At 70.0% G+C, this 15,773-nt stretch carries 14 protein-coding genes; 1 reads left to right on the top strand and 13 read right to left on the bottom strand.

What is annotated here, in order from left to right:
• Positions 1-62: 62 nt before the first annotated feature.
• From aroA to RN743_RS13300, 4 genes are read right to left on the bottom strand one after another with little or no spacing between them, the layout of a single operon-like run.
• Positions 63-2,033: a 3-phosphoshikimate 1-carboxyvinyltransferase gene (gene aroA, locus RN743_RS13315; protein ID WP_310780671.1), complete on the bottom strand. Its 1,971-nt coding sequence runs from the start codon at positions 2,031-2,033 to the stop codon at positions 63-65.
• Between the two features lie 5 nt (positions 2,034-2,038).
• A complete protein-coding gene (gene rnz, locus RN743_RS13310; RefSeq protein ID WP_343219038.1) occupies positions 2,039-2,977 on the bottom strand; it encodes a ribonuclease Z in 939 nt (312 codons plus the stop codon).
• A complete protein-coding gene (locus tag RN743_RS13305) occupies positions 2,965-3,423 on the bottom strand; it encodes a hypothetical protein (protein WP_310780512.1) in 459 nt (152 codons plus the stop codon). The genes rnz and RN743_RS13305 overlap by 13 nt, the downstream gene beginning before the upstream one ends.
• On the bottom strand, positions 3,420-4,559 hold the full coding sequence (locus RN743_RS13300) for a thiamine pyrophosphate-dependent enzyme (protein ID WP_310780510.1): 1,140 nt from the start codon (positions 4,557-4,559) through the stop codon (positions 3,420-3,422). Before RN743_RS13300 ends, RN743_RS13305 begins: the two co-directional genes overlap by 4 nt.
• 181 nt (positions 4,560-4,740) lie before the next feature.
• On the opposite strand from RN743_RS13300, the gene RN743_RS13295 reads away from it, so the two are divergent.
• On the top strand, positions 4,741-5,544 hold the full coding sequence (locus RN743_RS13295; protein ID WP_310780508.1) for a DUF4159 domain-containing protein: 804 nt from the start codon (positions 4,741-4,743) through the stop codon (positions 5,542-5,544).
• 18 nt (positions 5,545-5,562) lie between these two features.
• Here the strand turns inward: RN743_RS13295 and RN743_RS13290 are convergent, their stop codons facing one another.
• The 9 genes from RN743_RS13290 to RN743_RS13250 form a co-directional block, all read right to left on the bottom strand.
• Positions 5,563-5,856, bottom strand: a complete 294-nt coding sequence (locus RN743_RS13290) for a cytochrome C oxidase subunit IV family protein (protein ID WP_310780506.1) — start codon at positions 5,854-5,856, stop codon at positions 5,563-5,565.
• 7 nt (positions 5,857-5,863) lie between these two features.
• Positions 5,864-6,433 carry a cytochrome c oxidase subunit 3 gene (locus RN743_RS13285; RefSeq protein WP_310780504.1) on the bottom strand — a complete coding sequence of 190 codons (570 nt, stop codon included), beginning with the start codon at positions 6,431-6,433 and terminating at the stop codon, positions 5,864-5,866.
• The gene (gene ctaD / locus RN743_RS13280; RefSeq protein ID WP_310780502.1) at positions 6,433-8,271 is read right to left on the bottom strand and encodes a cytochrome c oxidase subunit I; all 1,839 of its coding nucleotides are present in this window, start codon (positions 8,269-8,271) and stop codon (positions 6,433-6,435) included. Before ctaD ends, RN743_RS13285 begins: the two co-directional genes overlap by 1 nt.
• Positions 8,272-8,275: 4 nt before the next feature.
• Positions 8,276-9,280 (bottom strand): cytochrome c oxidase subunit II, encoded by a 1,005-nt coding sequence (gene coxB, locus RN743_RS13275; RefSeq protein ID WP_310780500.1) that lies wholly within the window; start codon positions 9,278-9,280, stop codon positions 8,276-8,278.
• Positions 9,281-9,422: 142 nt separating this feature from the next.
• The gene (gene msrP, locus RN743_RS13270) at positions 9,423-10,454 is read right to left on the bottom strand and encodes a protein-methionine-sulfoxide reductase catalytic subunit MsrP (RefSeq protein WP_310780497.1); all 1,032 of its coding nucleotides are present in this window, start codon (positions 10,452-10,454) and stop codon (positions 9,423-9,425) included.
• Between the two features lie 156 nt (positions 10,455-10,610).
• Complete coding sequence (gene purH / locus RN743_RS13265; RefSeq protein ID WP_343219032.1) at positions 10,611-12,206, bottom strand: bifunctional phosphoribosylaminoimidazolecarboxamide formyltransferase/IMP cyclohydrolase; 1,596 nt, start codon at positions 12,204-12,206, stop codon at positions 10,611-10,613.
• On the bottom strand, positions 12,207-12,875 hold the full coding sequence (purN, locus tag RN743_RS13260; RefSeq protein ID WP_310780495.1) for a phosphoribosylglycinamide formyltransferase: 669 nt from the start codon (positions 12,873-12,875) through the stop codon (positions 12,207-12,209).
• Positions 12,868-14,244 carry an L-seryl-tRNA(Sec) selenium transferase gene (selA, locus tag RN743_RS13255; protein WP_310780494.1) on the bottom strand — a complete coding sequence of 459 codons (1,377 nt, stop codon included), beginning with the start codon at positions 14,242-14,244 and terminating at the stop codon, positions 12,868-12,870. Before selA ends, purN begins: the two co-directional genes overlap by 8 nt.
• Positions 14,241-15,701: an Ig-like domain-containing protein gene (locus tag RN743_RS13250; protein WP_310780493.1), complete on the bottom strand. Its 1,461-nt coding sequence runs from the start codon at positions 15,699-15,701 to the stop codon at positions 14,241-14,243. The genes selA and RN743_RS13250 overlap by 4 nt, the downstream gene beginning before the upstream one ends.
• Positions 15,702-15,773: the final 72 nt, after the last annotated feature.

Here is a 15,773-nt window from a genome sequence, read left to right as displayed (position 1 = left end):
GCCACTTTTTCCGCCACCGGTCCTCGAACAGTAAGCCAACTTAGATTCGGGCCGCGAAAGCGTCAACGGAAAGCGGCGGCCGCAAGCTCGAGGATCGCATCCACGACCCGTTTCGGGGACATGGAGGTCGTATCGATCTCGATGGCGTCGGACGCTCGCCGCAGCGGGGACAGCGGACGCGAACGATCCAGCCGGTCGCGTGCATCGAGACGCCGGGTCTCGCGCTCGACCTCATCGTCCGTCAGGGGGGCGCCACGCTGGCGCAGTCGACGGCGCGCCCTCTCACGGGCCTCCGCGACGAGAAAGACCTTCAGGTCCGCGCCGGGGAAGACCGCCGTACCGATGTCGCGTCCGTCGCAGACGATGTCGTGCCGGCGGCCCGCCCGGCGCAGCCGCTCCAGCACGACCTCCCGAACCGCCGGAAGCATGGAAACGGCCGACACCCGCGCGGTCACCTCGGGCGTTTCGAGACCCGGGCCGGGGCGGGTTCCCTCCACGGATACGTCGAATCCATCGCCCGCGGGGACGAGATCGATCTCCAGCCCGGGCGCGGCCGCCTCGATCGACGGGCCGTCTTCGGCGATGCCCCGGTCGAGGGCCCACCGGGTGATCGCCCGGTAGAGCAGCCCGGAGTTCACATGCACAAAGCCGAGTCTCCGGGCCACGCTCCGGGCGGTGCTGCTCTTGCCGGAGGCGGCGGGCCCGTCCACCGCGATCACTCGTCCCGTCCGGGGGGAACGCGCTCGGCGGCCCCTGCGGCGAAACGGCTCGATCGCCTCCCAGAAGCCCGGATACGAGACGTCCACGCATGCGCGGTCGTCGATCCGCAGGTCGGCGTCTCCCGCCGCGTCGAGGACTCCGAACGCCATGGCGATCCGGTGGTCGCCGCGGGTCTCGACGTCGCCGCGCAACCGTCCGGCGCGGCCCCGGATCGTGAGCCCATCCGCCCTTTCCTCCACGACGACCCCGAGCCTCCCGAGCGTCCGGGCCAGCACGGCGAGGCGGTCGCTCTCCTTCACGCGCAACTCGGCGGCATCGCGGATCTCGGAACGACCCCGCGCCCGGGCGGCGAGGACGGCGAGGAGCGGAATCTCGTCGACCACCCGCGGGATCAGGTCGCCGCCGATCGAGAACGCCCGCAGACCGTCCGGAGGATGGACGGTCCACGTTTCCAGCGGTTCGTCCGCCTGGGCCGGCTCGGGGTCCCGGTCGACCCGCGCCCCCATCTCCTCGAGCACGGAGAGAAACCCGATGCGCCCGGCGTTGGCCGCCACGGCTTCCACCCGCACCGCGCGGCCGCCTAGGAGCGACGCTCCGATCAGGAAGGCGGCCGAGGAGGGGTCGCCGGGCACGGTCATGCGGAGCCCCTCGAGCCCGCCTTCCCAGCCGGATGGGTCGAAGCGCACCTCTCCCGCTCCCATCCGCTCCGGATCGAACGCGATCGGCACGCCCATCGCCGCGAGCATGCGTTCGGTGTGATCGCGGGAGAGGGCGGGCTCGCTGACCTCGACCCGCACGCGGCCCAGCACACCGGCCAGCAGCACGGCCGACTTGACCTGGGCGCTGGCGACCCTGCCGCGGTGCCGCAGCGTCCGCAGGGCCCCCGTGGCTCGCCCGTGGAGCCGCACCGGGAGCCGCTCCGGCTCTCCGTCGTACTCGATCCGCGCCCCCATGGCCTGCAGCGGATAGATGACGCGGCGCATGGGTCGGCTGCGAAGCGATGGATCGCCATCCAGGACCGCCGCGGCGCCGGAACCCGCCAGGATCCCGGCGAGCAGGCGTGCCGTCGTCCCGCTGTTCCCGCAGTCGAGCCGCGGAGCCAGGCCGAACTCGAGCCCGCCGCCCGCGCAACGGATCGTGAGACCGCGCTCTTCGTCCGTGCACTCGACGGCGGCGCCGAGCCGCTGCATCGCCCGCACGCTGGCCCGCACGTCGACGCCGTCCGAAAGGCCGCGGACGACGGATGGCGACGAGGCGAGGGGCGCGATAAGCGCGGCGCGGTGGGAGATCGACTTGTCCCCGGGTACGCGCACGCGGATCAAGGCTCGGGATCCCCCGCGTCCGCGTCATCGAAGGAGACCTCGGTGGACCAGCCGTCGCGCGCGAGTTCCACCCGGGCGAAGAGGGCGCGCGCCTCCTCGAGCAGTTGCGCCGGCCGTTCGGCGTAGCGGGCGCTGACGTGCGTCAGCACGAGCCGCCGCACCCCCGCCTCGCGCGCGACCCGGGCCGCATCCGCGGCGGTGGAGTGGCCGGTGTCCCGCGCCCGACCCCGTTCCTCCTCCGTGAACGTCGCCTCGTGCACGAGGAGATCGGCGCCGTGCGAGATCCGAACCGTTTCGGGACAGGGACGCGTATCCCCCGTGTACACAACCTTCCTGCCCGGCCGCGGAGGACCCACGAGTTCCGCGGGGCGCACGCGGCGGCCGTCCTCGAGATCCACGCTCTCGCCGCGGTGGAGCCGACCGAAGAGCGGGCCTTCCGGGACGCCCAGTTCGCGGGCCGCCGCCACATCGAACCTCCCGGGGCGATCATCCTCGATGAGGGCGTATCCGAGCGAGCGCCGCGTGTGCTCGGTCGCGAACGCCTCCACTCGGAATCCCTCCCCTTCGACCGCTTCACCCGCCCGGAGTTCGTGCACGGTCGCCTCGAACGCCAGGCGATCCCCTCCCAGATCCCGGAGCGCGCGGAGCGTCTCGCCCGCCCCGCCTGGCGCCCAGATCCGGAGCGGTTCCTCGCGCCCCTGGAGGCTCATCGTGCGAAGCAGACCCGGCAGCCCGAGGTAATGGTCGGAGTGGAGGTGCGTGATGAGGATGTCTCCGAGGGAGAAACCCACCCCGTAGCGCATCATCTGCCGCTGCGTTCCCTCGCCGCAGTCGAGGAGAAACAGCCGCCCTTCCCGCTTCAGCGCGAGCGACGAAACGTTCCGCGACACCGTCGGCCGCGAAGAAGCCGTTCCGAGAAACGTCAGTCGGAGGATGGCGCGACTCCTTCGGGCGCGCCGATGCGCGCGATCAGTTCCGCGTCCGACGTCCCGGAGAGCGTGGCGCCGTTCAGTTCCACCACGGGGCGATGAGCGCTGACGCAGCGCAGGCGAAGGCCCGTGGTACCCGCCGCGCTCCCGCCCTCGGCCCAGACCGGTCCCATGCCCTGGGCGAGCCAGATCGCTCCGCTCCCGTCGACGACCCGGCGTTCAGTCGCCGTGAGCGGTCGACCCGCCTCCCACAACGCGCGGAAGGCGTCATCGTCGAGATCCGCGAGGGCCTGCCCGGCGGGAAGCGCCGCCCGCCGGTCCGCCGCCTGCGGGTCGTCGCAAACGAAGTAGCCGAGACCGAGGCCGGATGGCGCCCGGCCCGCGTCGTACAACGTCCACGCTGCGCCACCGATCCGGCCCGACCGCCGCGGGCGGGCGCCACCGTCCGTCATGCCGCCCCCCCTCCGTACACGCCGTGCGTCACCGTTTCGCCGCGCGGCACGGCCATCTCGCGGCTCGCCAGCGCCTCGCCCGCGGCCTGCTCGATCTCCGCCTCCACTTCCCGCTCCACCGATGCGAGCTTGCGGAGGTTCCGCTCCCGCAGGTTTCCGGCGCCGGCGACTCCGAGGTCGACCTCCGCCAGGTACTCTTCATAGAGCCCGATCGGATCCCGCCGTCCCCAGTATCGGAACAGCTCGCTGGAGAAGGTGGCCCGGGCCTCGCGCACGTCGTGCGTCGCGTGCCCTCCCATGCGGAAGGTGCGCGCCTCGAGGAGTTGCGGCCCCTCCCCCCGCCGGCAGCGTTCGGCCGCCACCCGCGTGGCCGCATAGACCTCCAGCACATGGTTCCCGTCGACCGATTCGGAGGGAATCCCGTACGCCGCCCCCCAGTCCGAGAAGTCGGGCGGCACATGGTGCTGGTCCAGCCGCGTCCCCAGCGCCACCTGGTTGTTCTGGATGATGAAGACGATCGGCAGCCCGAGCGAAGCCGCGAAGGCGAACGCCTCGTGCGCCTCGCCGTGTTTCGTCGCGCCGTCCCCGACCCAGGTCAGGGCCACCCGCGGTTCTCCGCGGATCCGGAAGGCGAGGGCGAACCCGTTCATGACCGTCGACAGCGTCGCGACCATGCTGATGGGCGGACACACGCCGTAGCGCAGGTCTCCGAGGTGCAGATCGCGTCCCCCCGCGGGGGCGTCCGCCGTCCCGAGGTAGGTGCGAAACACCTCCGCCATCGGCATGCCCATCTCGTGGTTCGCGCCCTGGTTGCGGATCATGGGCCCGACGATGTCTCCGTCGGGACCGCGGCGGTCGAGCGCGTTCACGGCCCCCACGGTCACGGCTTCCTCGCCGGTCCCGAGCCACGCCTTCGAGATCACGCCCTGTTTCACCCACCGCGTGAGGGCGATGTCGCTGAGGCGGAAGCGGAGGAGTCCGCGGTACAGCGCGATGTGCGCGGCGGGAGGCAACACGGCGATCTCGCGCGCGCGGGCGTCGTCCGCCCGGATGCGCGACCTGTACTCCTCCAGGAGTTCGGGGTCCGGCTGCCAGGAGACGTACTCAGGGGGGTCGTAGGCCGAGTATCGACGCATCGTCCAGGTCCTCGTGGTCCGGCAGGCCGGAAAGCGGCCCGTCGCGCGGCACATCCTAAGCCTTCGCCCTGGACCGCGCGAACCGATAATCTACGGGTGGGACACCACGCGGCCGAAGTGCCGCGCCATGCGACCGAGGCGCCAAGATGAACCCAGGTCGAGCCCTGGCGGAGGAGTTCGTATGAAGCCGTGCCGGCGCTGCCGGTGCAACGTGCCGGACGCGACGAAAATCTGTCCGCACTGCCGGGCCACGCAGCGGCGCGGCGACCGCACGCCGCAGATGGTGATCGGCTTCGTCACGGTCGCCGCTGCCGCATTGGCCGCGCTCGGCTCCTGTCCGAGCCTCGCCGGCCAGCCGCCGGACGGCTCGCGGGGGACGGAGCCACCGACGATCGCGCGGCTGCGCTACGACGGCGGGGGCGACTGGTACGCGAACCCCTCGAGCCTCGACAACCTCCTCGAGCAGATCCGGCTTCGGACCGGGGTTCCGGTCGCCGACCGGCCCGCGGAAGTCGGCGCCGCCGATCCCGACCTCGCCGACCATCCGTACCTGTACGCGACCGGACACGGCAACATGTCCTTCACCGCCCTCGAGGTCGAACGCCTGCGTGCCTACCTGTACGGGGGCGGCTTCCTGCACGTGGACGACAACTACGGCCTGGACGAGTCCTTTCGCCGGGAGATCGCTCGCCTCTTCCCGGACACGCCGCTCGCCGAGGTACCGCTCGAGCACAGCATCTACCGGGTCTTCTACGAGATGCCGGACGGCCTGCCCAAGGTCCACGAACACGACGGGAATCCCGCCCAGGGGTTCGGCATCTTCCTCGATGGCCGGCTCGCGGTCTTCTACAGCTTCGAATCCGACCTGGGGGACGGCTGGGAGGATGAGGGCGTACACGGGGACGCACCCGAAGTACGGGAGTCCGCGATCAGAATGGGCGTGAACCTCTTTCTCTACGCACTCTCCGCCACCCCGTCCCGCTGACGGTCCAGCAGGCCGAGGCTAGGCGCCGAACTTGCCGTAGATCGCCATCAGTGCGACGACGATGGCCGTGGCGATGAACGCCCCCCAGGCGAAGATCGAGGTGAGGACCGGGCCGTCGGACTTCAGGTGCATGAAGAACATTGCGACGAGCGCGAATTTCGCCGCCATCATCACGAGCAGGATCGGGATGAGCACCGGCGCGAGCGCCTCGATGTAGAACACCATTACCTCGAGCGCCGTCAGCGCGGCGAGGATCACCGCGACGGCGATGTAGAGGCGCGTGCTCGGGTGCGATTCGGCGGAGTGGCTCACGTGTGCCTCACACCAGCAGGTAGATGAGGGTGAAGAGGATAATCCACACGACGTCCACGAAGTGCCAGTAGAGCCCGGCGATCTCCACCGTCTCCGCGTGGCGGGCATCGAGCTTCCCCTGCGCCGTCCTCACGAGGAGCGTGCTCAGCCAGATCACGCCTCCGGCGACGTGGGCGCCGTGCGTCCCCGTGAGGACGAAGAAGGTGGACGAGAACAGGTTCCTCGACAGCGGCAGCCCCTCGTGGACGAAGTGGCTGAACTCGTAGTACTGGCCGCCGAGGAAGATGAGGCCGAACAGCGCCGTCATGCCGAGCCACAGCTTCGTCGCCCGCAGATCGTTCTTCTGCACCGCGGCGAGCGCGAGCACCATCATGAGGCTGCTCATCAGGAGCACGAAGGTCGTGACGGTGATGAACGGGATGTTCAGGAGGTCGTGCGGATAGGGCGGCACGAGGTTGCGGCCGCGGTAGATCATGTACGTGGCGATCAGGGTGCCGAACAGCATGCACTCCGACCCGATGAAGGTCCACATCGCGAGCTTGCGGTTCGGGATGCCCGTCGAGGTCGGCCCCTCCATCAGTGCGCCTCCTCGCCGAACGGAGGCTCGAAAGCCCACGCGAAGAGCCCCACCGCCGTCACGAGCAGGCCGAAGAGCGTCAGCCCCAGCGACCCGAGCCCGCCGACCGTCATGAGGAGCATCCCCACGGCGAGCACGAGCGGCCAGTACGACGGGTTCGGCATGACCACGGGCTCCGGCGGCTCCTCCGGCTGCCGCCGCGGCACGGCGCCCCCGGGCTCCTCCCCCTCCGCGCGCGACTCCGGCTCGATGTAGGGATGCCAGAGCGGGTCCCGCCGGTCGACGACCGGGATTTCGGCGAAGTTGTAGTGCGGCGGCGGCGAGGCCATCGTCCACTCGAGCGTCGACGCGTCCCACGGATTGTGTCCGGCCGCCTCCCCGCGCCGCCACGTGCGCCACAGATTCCACACCAGCGGCACGAAGGAGAGCGTGAAGATGAAGGCCCCGATGGTCGAGATCAGGTTGAACACATCCAGACCGAGCCCTTCCGCGTACGTGTACGTACGCCGCGGCATTCCCAGGAGCCCGGAGAAGTGCATGGGGAAGAAGGTCACGTTCAGCGCGATGAAGCTGAGCCAGAAGTGGGCCTTCCCCAGGCCCTCGTGCAGCATCCGCCCCGTCGCCTTCGGGAACCAGTGGTAGAAGCCGCAGAAGAGGCCGAAGACGGTCCCGCCGATGAGCACGTAGTGGAAGTGCGCCACCACGAAGTACGTGTCCGTTTGCTGCAGGTCCGCCGGCGGCGAGCTGTGCATGACGCCGCTCAGGCCGCCGATCGTGAACGTCGCCACCAATCCGACCGCGAACAGCATCGCCGTCCGGAAGCGTAAGCGACCCCCCCACATCGTCGCGATCCAGTTGAAGATCTTGATCCCGGTGGGGATCGCGATGAGCATCGTCGCCCCACCGAAGACGGCATTCACCACCGGCCCGAGCCCGACCGAGAACATGTGGTGCACCCAGACGCCGAAGCCGAGGAAGGCGATGAGGACGCCCGAGAAGACGACGACCGGATACCCGAACAGGATCTTCCGCGAGAACGTCGGGATCACGTCGGAAACGATGCCGAAGGCCGGCAGGATGAGGATGTAGACCTCGGGGTGGCCGAAGACCCAGAACAGGTGCTGCCAGAGGACGGGGTCCGCGCCCGCCGCCGCGTCGAAAAAGTGCGTTCCGAAGCGGCGGTCGAAGAGCATGAAGATCAGGCCGACCGTGAAGGGCGGGAAGGCGAGCAGGATGAGCGCGGAGACGATGAGCGCCATCCAGGTGAAGAGCGGCATCCGCATGAACGTCATCCCCGGCGCCCTCATGTTGAGGATCGTGACGAGGAAGTTCAATCCGCCCGCGATCGACCCCACGCCGGAGATCAGGAGCGCGAGGACGTAGAAGTCGAGGCCCGGGCCGGGCGAATACTCCGCGTTCGTCAGCGGCATGTACGCGAACCAGCCCCCGTCGGGCATCACCCGGAGGGGAACGCTCGCGTACAGGAAGAGGCCGCCGAAGAGGAAGACCCAGAAGGAGAACGCGTTCAGGCGCGGGAAGGCGACGTCGCGCGCCCCGATCTGCAGCGGCACGACGAAGTTGAAGAAGGCGACGACGAGCGGCATGCCGGCGAAGAACACCATCGTCGTGCCGTGCATCGTGAACAGCTGGTTGTAGAGGTCCGGATCGAGGAAGCTGCGCTCGGGGGCGGCGAGCTGGAGCCGGATGAGCTGTCCCTCGACGCCCGCGATGAGGAGGAAGACGAACCCGACCACGAAGTACATGATCGCGATCCGCTTGTGATCGACCGTCGACAGCCAGCTCCGGATCCCCGTGGAATACCCGTCAGTCATGGCCATGGGGCTAGCGGAGCGAGCCGAGGTAGGCGACGAGCTGCCGAACCTGCGCGTCGCTCAGTTCCACCTCGGGCATCAGGTTGCCGGGCTTCACGTGCTGGGTGGAGTCAAGCCAGCGCGCCAGGTTCGCGGCGGTGTTCTCCAGTACGCCCGAGGCGATCGTGAGCCGGCTCCCGAAGTGCGTGAGATCGGGTCCGAACGGTCCCGTCGCCTGCGTCCCCCTCACCGTGTGACAGCTCACGCACGCGTTCGCCATGAACACGCCCTGCCCCGCCCGCGCCTCCGCGTCCGCGGGTGTCGACGCGGGCGCCGCGTTCGCCCTGGCCCAGCGCTCGAAGTCGTCGGGTTCGTCGACGATCAGGCGCATTCCCATGAGCGCGTGCGCCGTGCCGCAGAACTCCGCGCACTGCCCGTGGAATACGCCGACCGAATCCGGCCGGAACCAGAGCTGGTTCTCGATCCCCGGCACGAGGTCCCGTTTTCCGGCCAGGCGCGGAATCCAGAACGAATGCATGACGTCGGCGGAGCGGAGCCTCAGGTCGACGGTGCGGCCCAGCGGGACGTGCGCCTCGTTCGCGGTCACGATCCCGAGTTCCGGATAACGGAATTCCCACCACCACTGCTTGCCGATGACCTCGACGACGAGCGCCTCCGGATCCGGCGTCGAGCGGTCGATGATGAAGATGGCGCGGATGGTCGGAATCGCGATCGCCACGAGGATGAGCGCCGGAGCGAGCGTCCAGGCCACTTCGAGGAGGAGGTGACCGTGGACCTGTTTCGGCCGCGCATCACCCGGCCGCTCCCGGAATCGGACGACCACGTAAGTGAGAATGCCCCCGACCACTACGAACACGCCGACCGCCCACCAGAAGATCTGGTCGAACAGCCGGTCGAGGATCTCGGCGGAGTCTGAACTGGGGTGCAGTGCGGATTGCGGGTACTCACCGCCGCAACCCTGGCTGATCAGGACCCCCAGAAAAAGCACGAGCGCTGCGATCGCGCGTCGTCTCAAGGGCGTATCTATATGCGTTCGGGGAAAGTCTCGAATTCAGGGCAAGCTCCGCTTCCACGAAGCCCGCGGGACTGTAGCCGCGGACGGGAGGCGGGTCAAGGAGCCGGGGACGGCGGGCGGGGGAGCGCCGCCCGCCGGAACCTCAGCGGGCGTGCGGCACGTCTCCGACCGGCGTCACGCGACCGCCGTAGAGTTCCCCTACCCACTCGCCGTATCCGTTGAACGGGAGCGTCGGCACCCGTTGTCCCGTGCCGACGATCTCCTCCTGCGCCTGGGACCAGCGGGGGTGAGGCAGATCCGGGTCCACGTTGGAATAGAAGCCGTACTCGGCGGGTGTCGACGTATTCCAGAACGTAGCCGGCTGTCTGTCGGTGATCTCGATGCCGACGATGCTCTTCGGGCTCTTGTAACCGTACTTCCACGGAAGGTGGATCCGGACCGGCGCCCCGTTCTGCTTCTGGAGTGGATGTCCGTACATGCCCGTCACCACGAACGCCAGTTCGTTCATGGCTTCGTCCATGCGAAGCCCTTCATGGTACGGCCACGGCCACCAGGTCATCGACTTCATCCCGTACGCCTGCTCGGGACGGTTGAACGTGACGAAGGCGACGTAGCGCGCGCTGTTGAGCGGCCGCACCCGTTCCAGGAGTTTGGCGAGCGGGAAGCCGATCCAGGGCACGACGACGGACCACCGCTCCACGCAGCGGTGCCGGTAGATCCGTTCCTCGAGCGGGAAGGCGCGTTCCAGCTCTACGAGATCGTAGACGCCGGGGTTCTCGACGAGGCCCGTGACCTCCAGTTCCCACGGCCGGGCCTCGAACGGGCCGACGTTGCGCCACACCCCGTCCTTGTCCGTGCCGAACTCGTAGAAGTTGTTGTACGTGGCCACGATCTCCTCGGGCGAAACCTCCTTGTGGCGGTCGCCCGGCGTGAAGCGCGGATCGTTCACGGCCGCGGGATAGAGATCCGCGGTCGGGGTGTCCGGGATGTTGTCGAGGGGACCGCGCTGCTGGGCTTCCGCCGCCCGTCCCGGCCGGCATGCGAGCGAGGCGGCGGCAATGACCGCTCCCCCGCCCATGCGGGCCACGAACTGCCGCCGGTCGAGGTACACCGACTCCGGCGTCGCTTCGCTCTCCCTGAGCCGCCAGCCGGGCGGAATATGAATGTTCGCCATGGGAGTCTCCCTTGCCGTTCGGCCCCCGGCCCTCGCCGGTCGCCGGCCGCTTCGCCTGCGGCGTCACCTGCCCCAGTATAACCGCTCCGGCGCCGCGTGTTTCGCAACCCTTCACACGACGCAGGGCCTTGCCCGGCGTGCCGCGGATGGCCGGAACTAGTGCCGGAAGAGCCGCCGGCCGGTGAAGACCATCGCCATGCCGTGCTCGTTCGCGGCCTCGATGACCTCCGCATCGCGCTTCGACCCGCCCGGCTGCGCGATGGCCGTGACCCCGGCGGCCGCCGCCGCGTCGATGCCGTCGCGGAAGGGGAAGAAGGCGTCCGACCCGAGGACGGCGCCGGCCACGTCGAACCCCTGCGCCCGGGCCTTGCGGATCGAGATCTCCACCGAGTCGACGCGGCTCATCTGTCCCGCGCCGATTCCGATCGTCGCCCCATCACGCGCGAGCAGGATCGCGTTCGACTTCACACTCTGCACCGCGGACCAGGCGAACGAGAGATCGTCCCACTCCGCCTCGCTCGGGGCCCGAGCCGTCGGGACGTGCGCCTCCCGATCCACCTCGCGTGCCGGGCGCGGGGCCGCCTGCATCAGCACCCCGCCGCGCACGCCGCGCACTTCGATCCCGTCCCGCAGATGGCCGCTCGCGTCCAGCGCCGCGCCCGCCTCCGGCTTCAGAATCCGGATGTTCTTTTTCGCCCGCAGGAGATCGAGCGCGTCCTCCGAGTATCCCGGCGCCACGACGCACTCCACGAAGTTCCGCGACAGGGCTTCCGCGACGGCCTCCGTGAGCGAGTCCGTGAAGGCGATGACGGATCCGAACGCCGAGACGGGATCGCAGGCGAGCGCCTTCTCGTAGGCCTCCAGCGGGGATGCGCCGACGGCGAGGCCGCACGGCGTCGAGTGCTTGAGGATCGCGCAGGCGGCGCGTTCCCCGGACACGAAGGGCGCGATGGCCGTGAGGGCTCCGTCCACATCGAGAATGTTGTTGAACGAGAGTTCCCGGCCGTGGAGTTGCGCGAGCGCGGGAATCCCCCGCGGCGCGCCGGACCCGTCGCGGAAGAAGGCGGCCTGCTGGTCGGGGTTCTCGCCGTACCGGAGCGCCTGCACAGATACGAGCGGGACGACGGTCTCCCCCGCCGGAAGGTCGGGCGAATCCCCCTTTACGTCCGCCTGCGTCAGGTAGCGGGTGATCGCCGCGTCATACGCCGCGGTGTGACCGAACACCCTGGCCGCCAACTCCCGCCTCAGTTCCGCCGCCTCCGGCACGTCCCCGGCATCGATGGCCTCGAGCACGCGCCCGTAGTCGGCCGGGTCGCAGACCGACCAGACGGATGGATGGTTCTTCGCCGATGCCCGGAGCATCGTCGGGCCGCCGATGTCGATCTGCTCCAGCGCTTCCCGGAGCGTGACATCGCCGCCGGCCACGGTCTCGCGGAAGGGGTACAGATTCACGGCCACGAGATCGATGGGAGCCATCCCGTGCGCGGCGAGTTGATCCAGGTCGTCCGGCACTTCGCGCCGCGCCAGGATCCCCCCGTGCACCCTCGGATGCAGCGTCTTCACCCGGCCGCCGAGCATCTCCGGATGGCCGGTCAGATCGCTCACGCTGCGGACCTCCAGCCCCGCCGCGCGCAGCGCCCGCATCGTCCCCCCCGTGGACGCGATCTCCCAGCCCCGCGCGATCAGACCCGCGCAGAATTCCTCGATTCCCGTCTTGTCCGAAACGCTCACGAGCGCAGTCGGCATCCCCACTCATCCTTCCCGGTTGGTGAACGTGTCTGTCTCGAACCATTCGCGAACCCAGTGGACCCGACGGTCCGCGTCCAGCCGCACCGCCCCCGACGCCAGCGCTTCGACGGCCGCGGGCAGGATCCGGTGCTCGACCTTTAGCACGCGGGCCGCGACGGATTCCGGAGTATCGCCCGCCAGCACGGGTACGGGCCACTGGCACAGGATGGGCCCCCGGTCGTACGCCTCGTCGACGAAGTGGACGGTCGCTCCGGTGACGCGGGCACCGGCCTCGATGACCGCCTGGTGCACGCGCGCGCCGTACATCCCCCGGCCTCCGAACGAGGGCAGCAGCGCGGGATGGATGTTCAGAATCCGCCCCCAGTACGCCCGCACGACGGTCTCGGGCACGAGCTTCATGTAGCCGGCGAGGACCACGATGTCGCTTCTCCACCCGTCCAGCGCGCGGCGGAGGAACGTCGCCATCTCCGCACGCGTCGCTGCGGGCGGCGCGATGGCCGCGGCCACCCCTGCCCGGCGCGCCCGCTCCAGGACGCCCGCTCGCTCGCGGCTGGCGATCACACCGACGACCTCGCGGTAGCGAACGTCCGCGCGGCGGAAGCGGTCGACGAGCGCCTGGAAGTTGGAACCGCCTCCCGACGCGAGGACCGCGATCCGCACAGAGTCAGGCATCGGCGAGCCGGTCGAGCGCCGAGGCGAGGGCTTCCGCGGCCCGGCCCGCTTCCTCGCCGGGCAGGGCCCGCACATCGACGATGAACGCCGCACGCTCGATGCGGCCGATGAGCGGGACCGGGCCGGCGCGGCACTCCGCCGCGAGCCGCTCGATATCGACCCCGGTCACGGCCCAGCCCGCCGAAGGAATCGCGAACCCCGGAAAGGCGCCCCCTCCGACCATCGCCTCGGTCCGCACCACGTCCACGCGCGCGCCGGTTCGCGGGGGAGGCTCGGGGCGCGCGGCTGCCGCGCGGGCTTCGACCGCCTCCACCGGCTCGCGCAGCATCCGCAGCGCCGGCACGCGCCGGACGGCGAGATCCGGATCTCGGTACAGCATCAGTGTGGCATCGAGGGCGGCGAGCGTGGTCTTGTCCACCCTGAACGCCCGCAGCAGCGGATTCCGGCGCAATCGCCCGATCAACGCCGCGTCCCCCGCGATGATCCCGGCCTGCGGGCCCCCGAGGAGCTTGTCGCCGCTCCAGGTCGCGAGGTCGACGCCCGCGGCCAGCGATCCCCGGGCGGTGGGTCCCTCCGGAAATCCCGGCAGGAGATCCGCATCGAGCAACCCGGACCCGAGATCGTGCGCCAGAGGGATGCCGCGCTCCCGCGCGAGGGACACCAACGCCGTCAGGGGGGGGCGGGCCGCGAAGCCTTCGACCCGGTAGTTCGAGGGGTGGACCCGCAGGATGAGCCCGGTCGATTCGTCGATGGCTGCCGCGTAATCGGACACGCTCGTCCGGTTCGTCGTGCCGACCTCCCTCAACCGGCCGCCGCTCCGCTCCACCACATCGGGGATCCTGAACGTACCTCCGATTTCGACCAGTTCCCCGCGCGACACGAGCACCTCGCGGCCCCGCGCCAGTTCGTTCACGACCAGCGCCACGGCGGCCGCGTTGTTGTTCGCGATGATCGCCGCGCCCGCACCCGTCAGCTCGCAGACGACTTCGCCGCAGTGATCGTACCTGGAGCCGCGCCGGCCGGTCGCGAGGGAGAGTTCCACGTTCCCGTAGCCGGCGGCCTCCGCCTGGGCGCGGCCCGCCTCGTCGGCGAGCGGCGCGCGGCCGAGGTTGGTGTGGAGCACGACGCCGGTTCCGTTGAGCGCCCGCCGCAGCGAGGGCCGGGATCGCGCCTTCAGATCGCGTTCCGCCGCCCGAAGGAGATCGCCCGGCCCCGACCCCTCCGGACCGGGTTCCGCGCGGGTGCGGTCCAGGGCCCGGCGGAGCGAGTCCTTCACCGTTTCGCGGCCGTAGCGGTCGATCCAGGCGCCGACCTCGGACTCGTTGAGGAGCGCGTCCATGGACGGGAGCCGGCGGCGCGGGTCCGTCATGCGCGCCTACGGGCCGTGTCCGGCGGCGCTGCGACGGTGTCCGGCGGCACTCCGACCGTGTCCGGTGGCACTCCGACCGTGTCCGGCGGCACTCCGACCGTGTCCGGTGGCACTCCGACCGTGTCCGGTGGCACTCCGACCGTGTCCGGCGGCACTTCGACCGTGTCCGGTGGCGCCCCGGTCGTGTCCGATGGGACTCCCGGGATGTCGAGACTGTCGGGCGCCGGCGGCACCGGATCCTGCTGCACCGTGACGGAGTCGCCCTCGGCAGCCGTCGAGTCCGCCACCGCCGCCGAGTCCGCCGCGGCGACCGAGTCGGCGACCGCCGCCGAGTCGTCGGAGGGGGGCTCCGGCTCGGCCACGAACGACGTGTCGCCGCCCCCCGTGAGACGGCGCACGTTCACCACGCCCGTGACCGAAACCCGGTATGTCCCGGAGTCAAGGGCCGCGCCGAGCCGCACGGTGATGAACCTCGACGGAAGCACGGGATCCTCTTCCGCGACCGAGTCCGAAGCCGCGGCGCCGGCGGAATCCGGGCTCGGCGCTTCAGCCGCCGCGGAGTCACCGACCGCCGCCGAGTCGGCTACGGCCGCGGAGTCCGCCGCCGCGACGGAGTCCGCCAACGCCGCGGAGTCGGACAGGAACGTCACCTCGTCGGCCGAGCCGATGAGGGTGGCGATGATCTCCAGCGTCGCGTTCGTCGCCGAGTCGCGAATCGCGATACCGGGCGCCTCCGGTTGAGGATTAAGGAGATAGTCATCGAATTCGAGCTGCACGGTCTCGCTTCCGACGACGAGCGCGCGAGCCAGGAGAGGCGGCGTCGTATCCGGCGCCACGACGACGAACCTCAACTCCGTCGGCGCCTCGGGCGATGCCGTCACCGACGTGCTGTCGTAGGACTCGAGCACACGATCGGGGATCAGGTTGCGATTGCGGTCCACGAACCCGAAGGCTTCGTATTCGCCCGGCGGCAATCCGCGCGCCGCGAACCTTCCGGTGCTGTCCGAGATCGCGCCGTAAGGGATGGAATCGGGACCCGCCCAGAAGATGACCCGCGCCCCCTCCAGCGGCTGCCCCGTCAGCGCGTCGATCACCTCTCCCTCCACCGAAGTGTGCGGGATATCCGCTCCCGTGAAGAAGCAGAATTCGACCGGTTCTTCCATCTCGTTTCGCAGGAGGTCGTTGATCCCATCCGTCGGAATCGTGAAGCAGTAGGCGACACTGTCCCGCCACCCGTCCTCAGGTCGGAGCCGCAGATCGGAGAATCCCGTCTGCGCCTCGTACGTCTCCATCGGGGTGACGAACATCTCCCTGGCGAGACCGTTCGGTATCCGCACGGGTTCGCTGAAACGGATTTCGAGCGCCCCATCGAAGTCGACGACCGTCGAGTCCGGCGCCGGGCTGATGCGGACGATGAAGGGAGGAACTTCGTCGGGCCGTGCGCCCGGCGGAGGCATCTCCCTCGCGCATCCCAGCATGATCAGCAAAGCCGTCGCCGCCGAGACGAACCGACCGTCGGCGAAGAGGGC

Origin of the sequence: Candidatus Palauibacter scopulicola (genome assembly GCF_947581915.1) — a bacterium.
In the GTDB taxonomy this organism is placed as follows: Bacteria; Gemmatimonadota; Gemmatimonadetes; order Palauibacterales; family Palauibacteraceae; genus Palauibacter; species Palauibacter scopulicola.
Note: the sequence above shows the minus strand (reverse complement) of the source record. Positions and strands in the feature narration are given on the sequence as shown.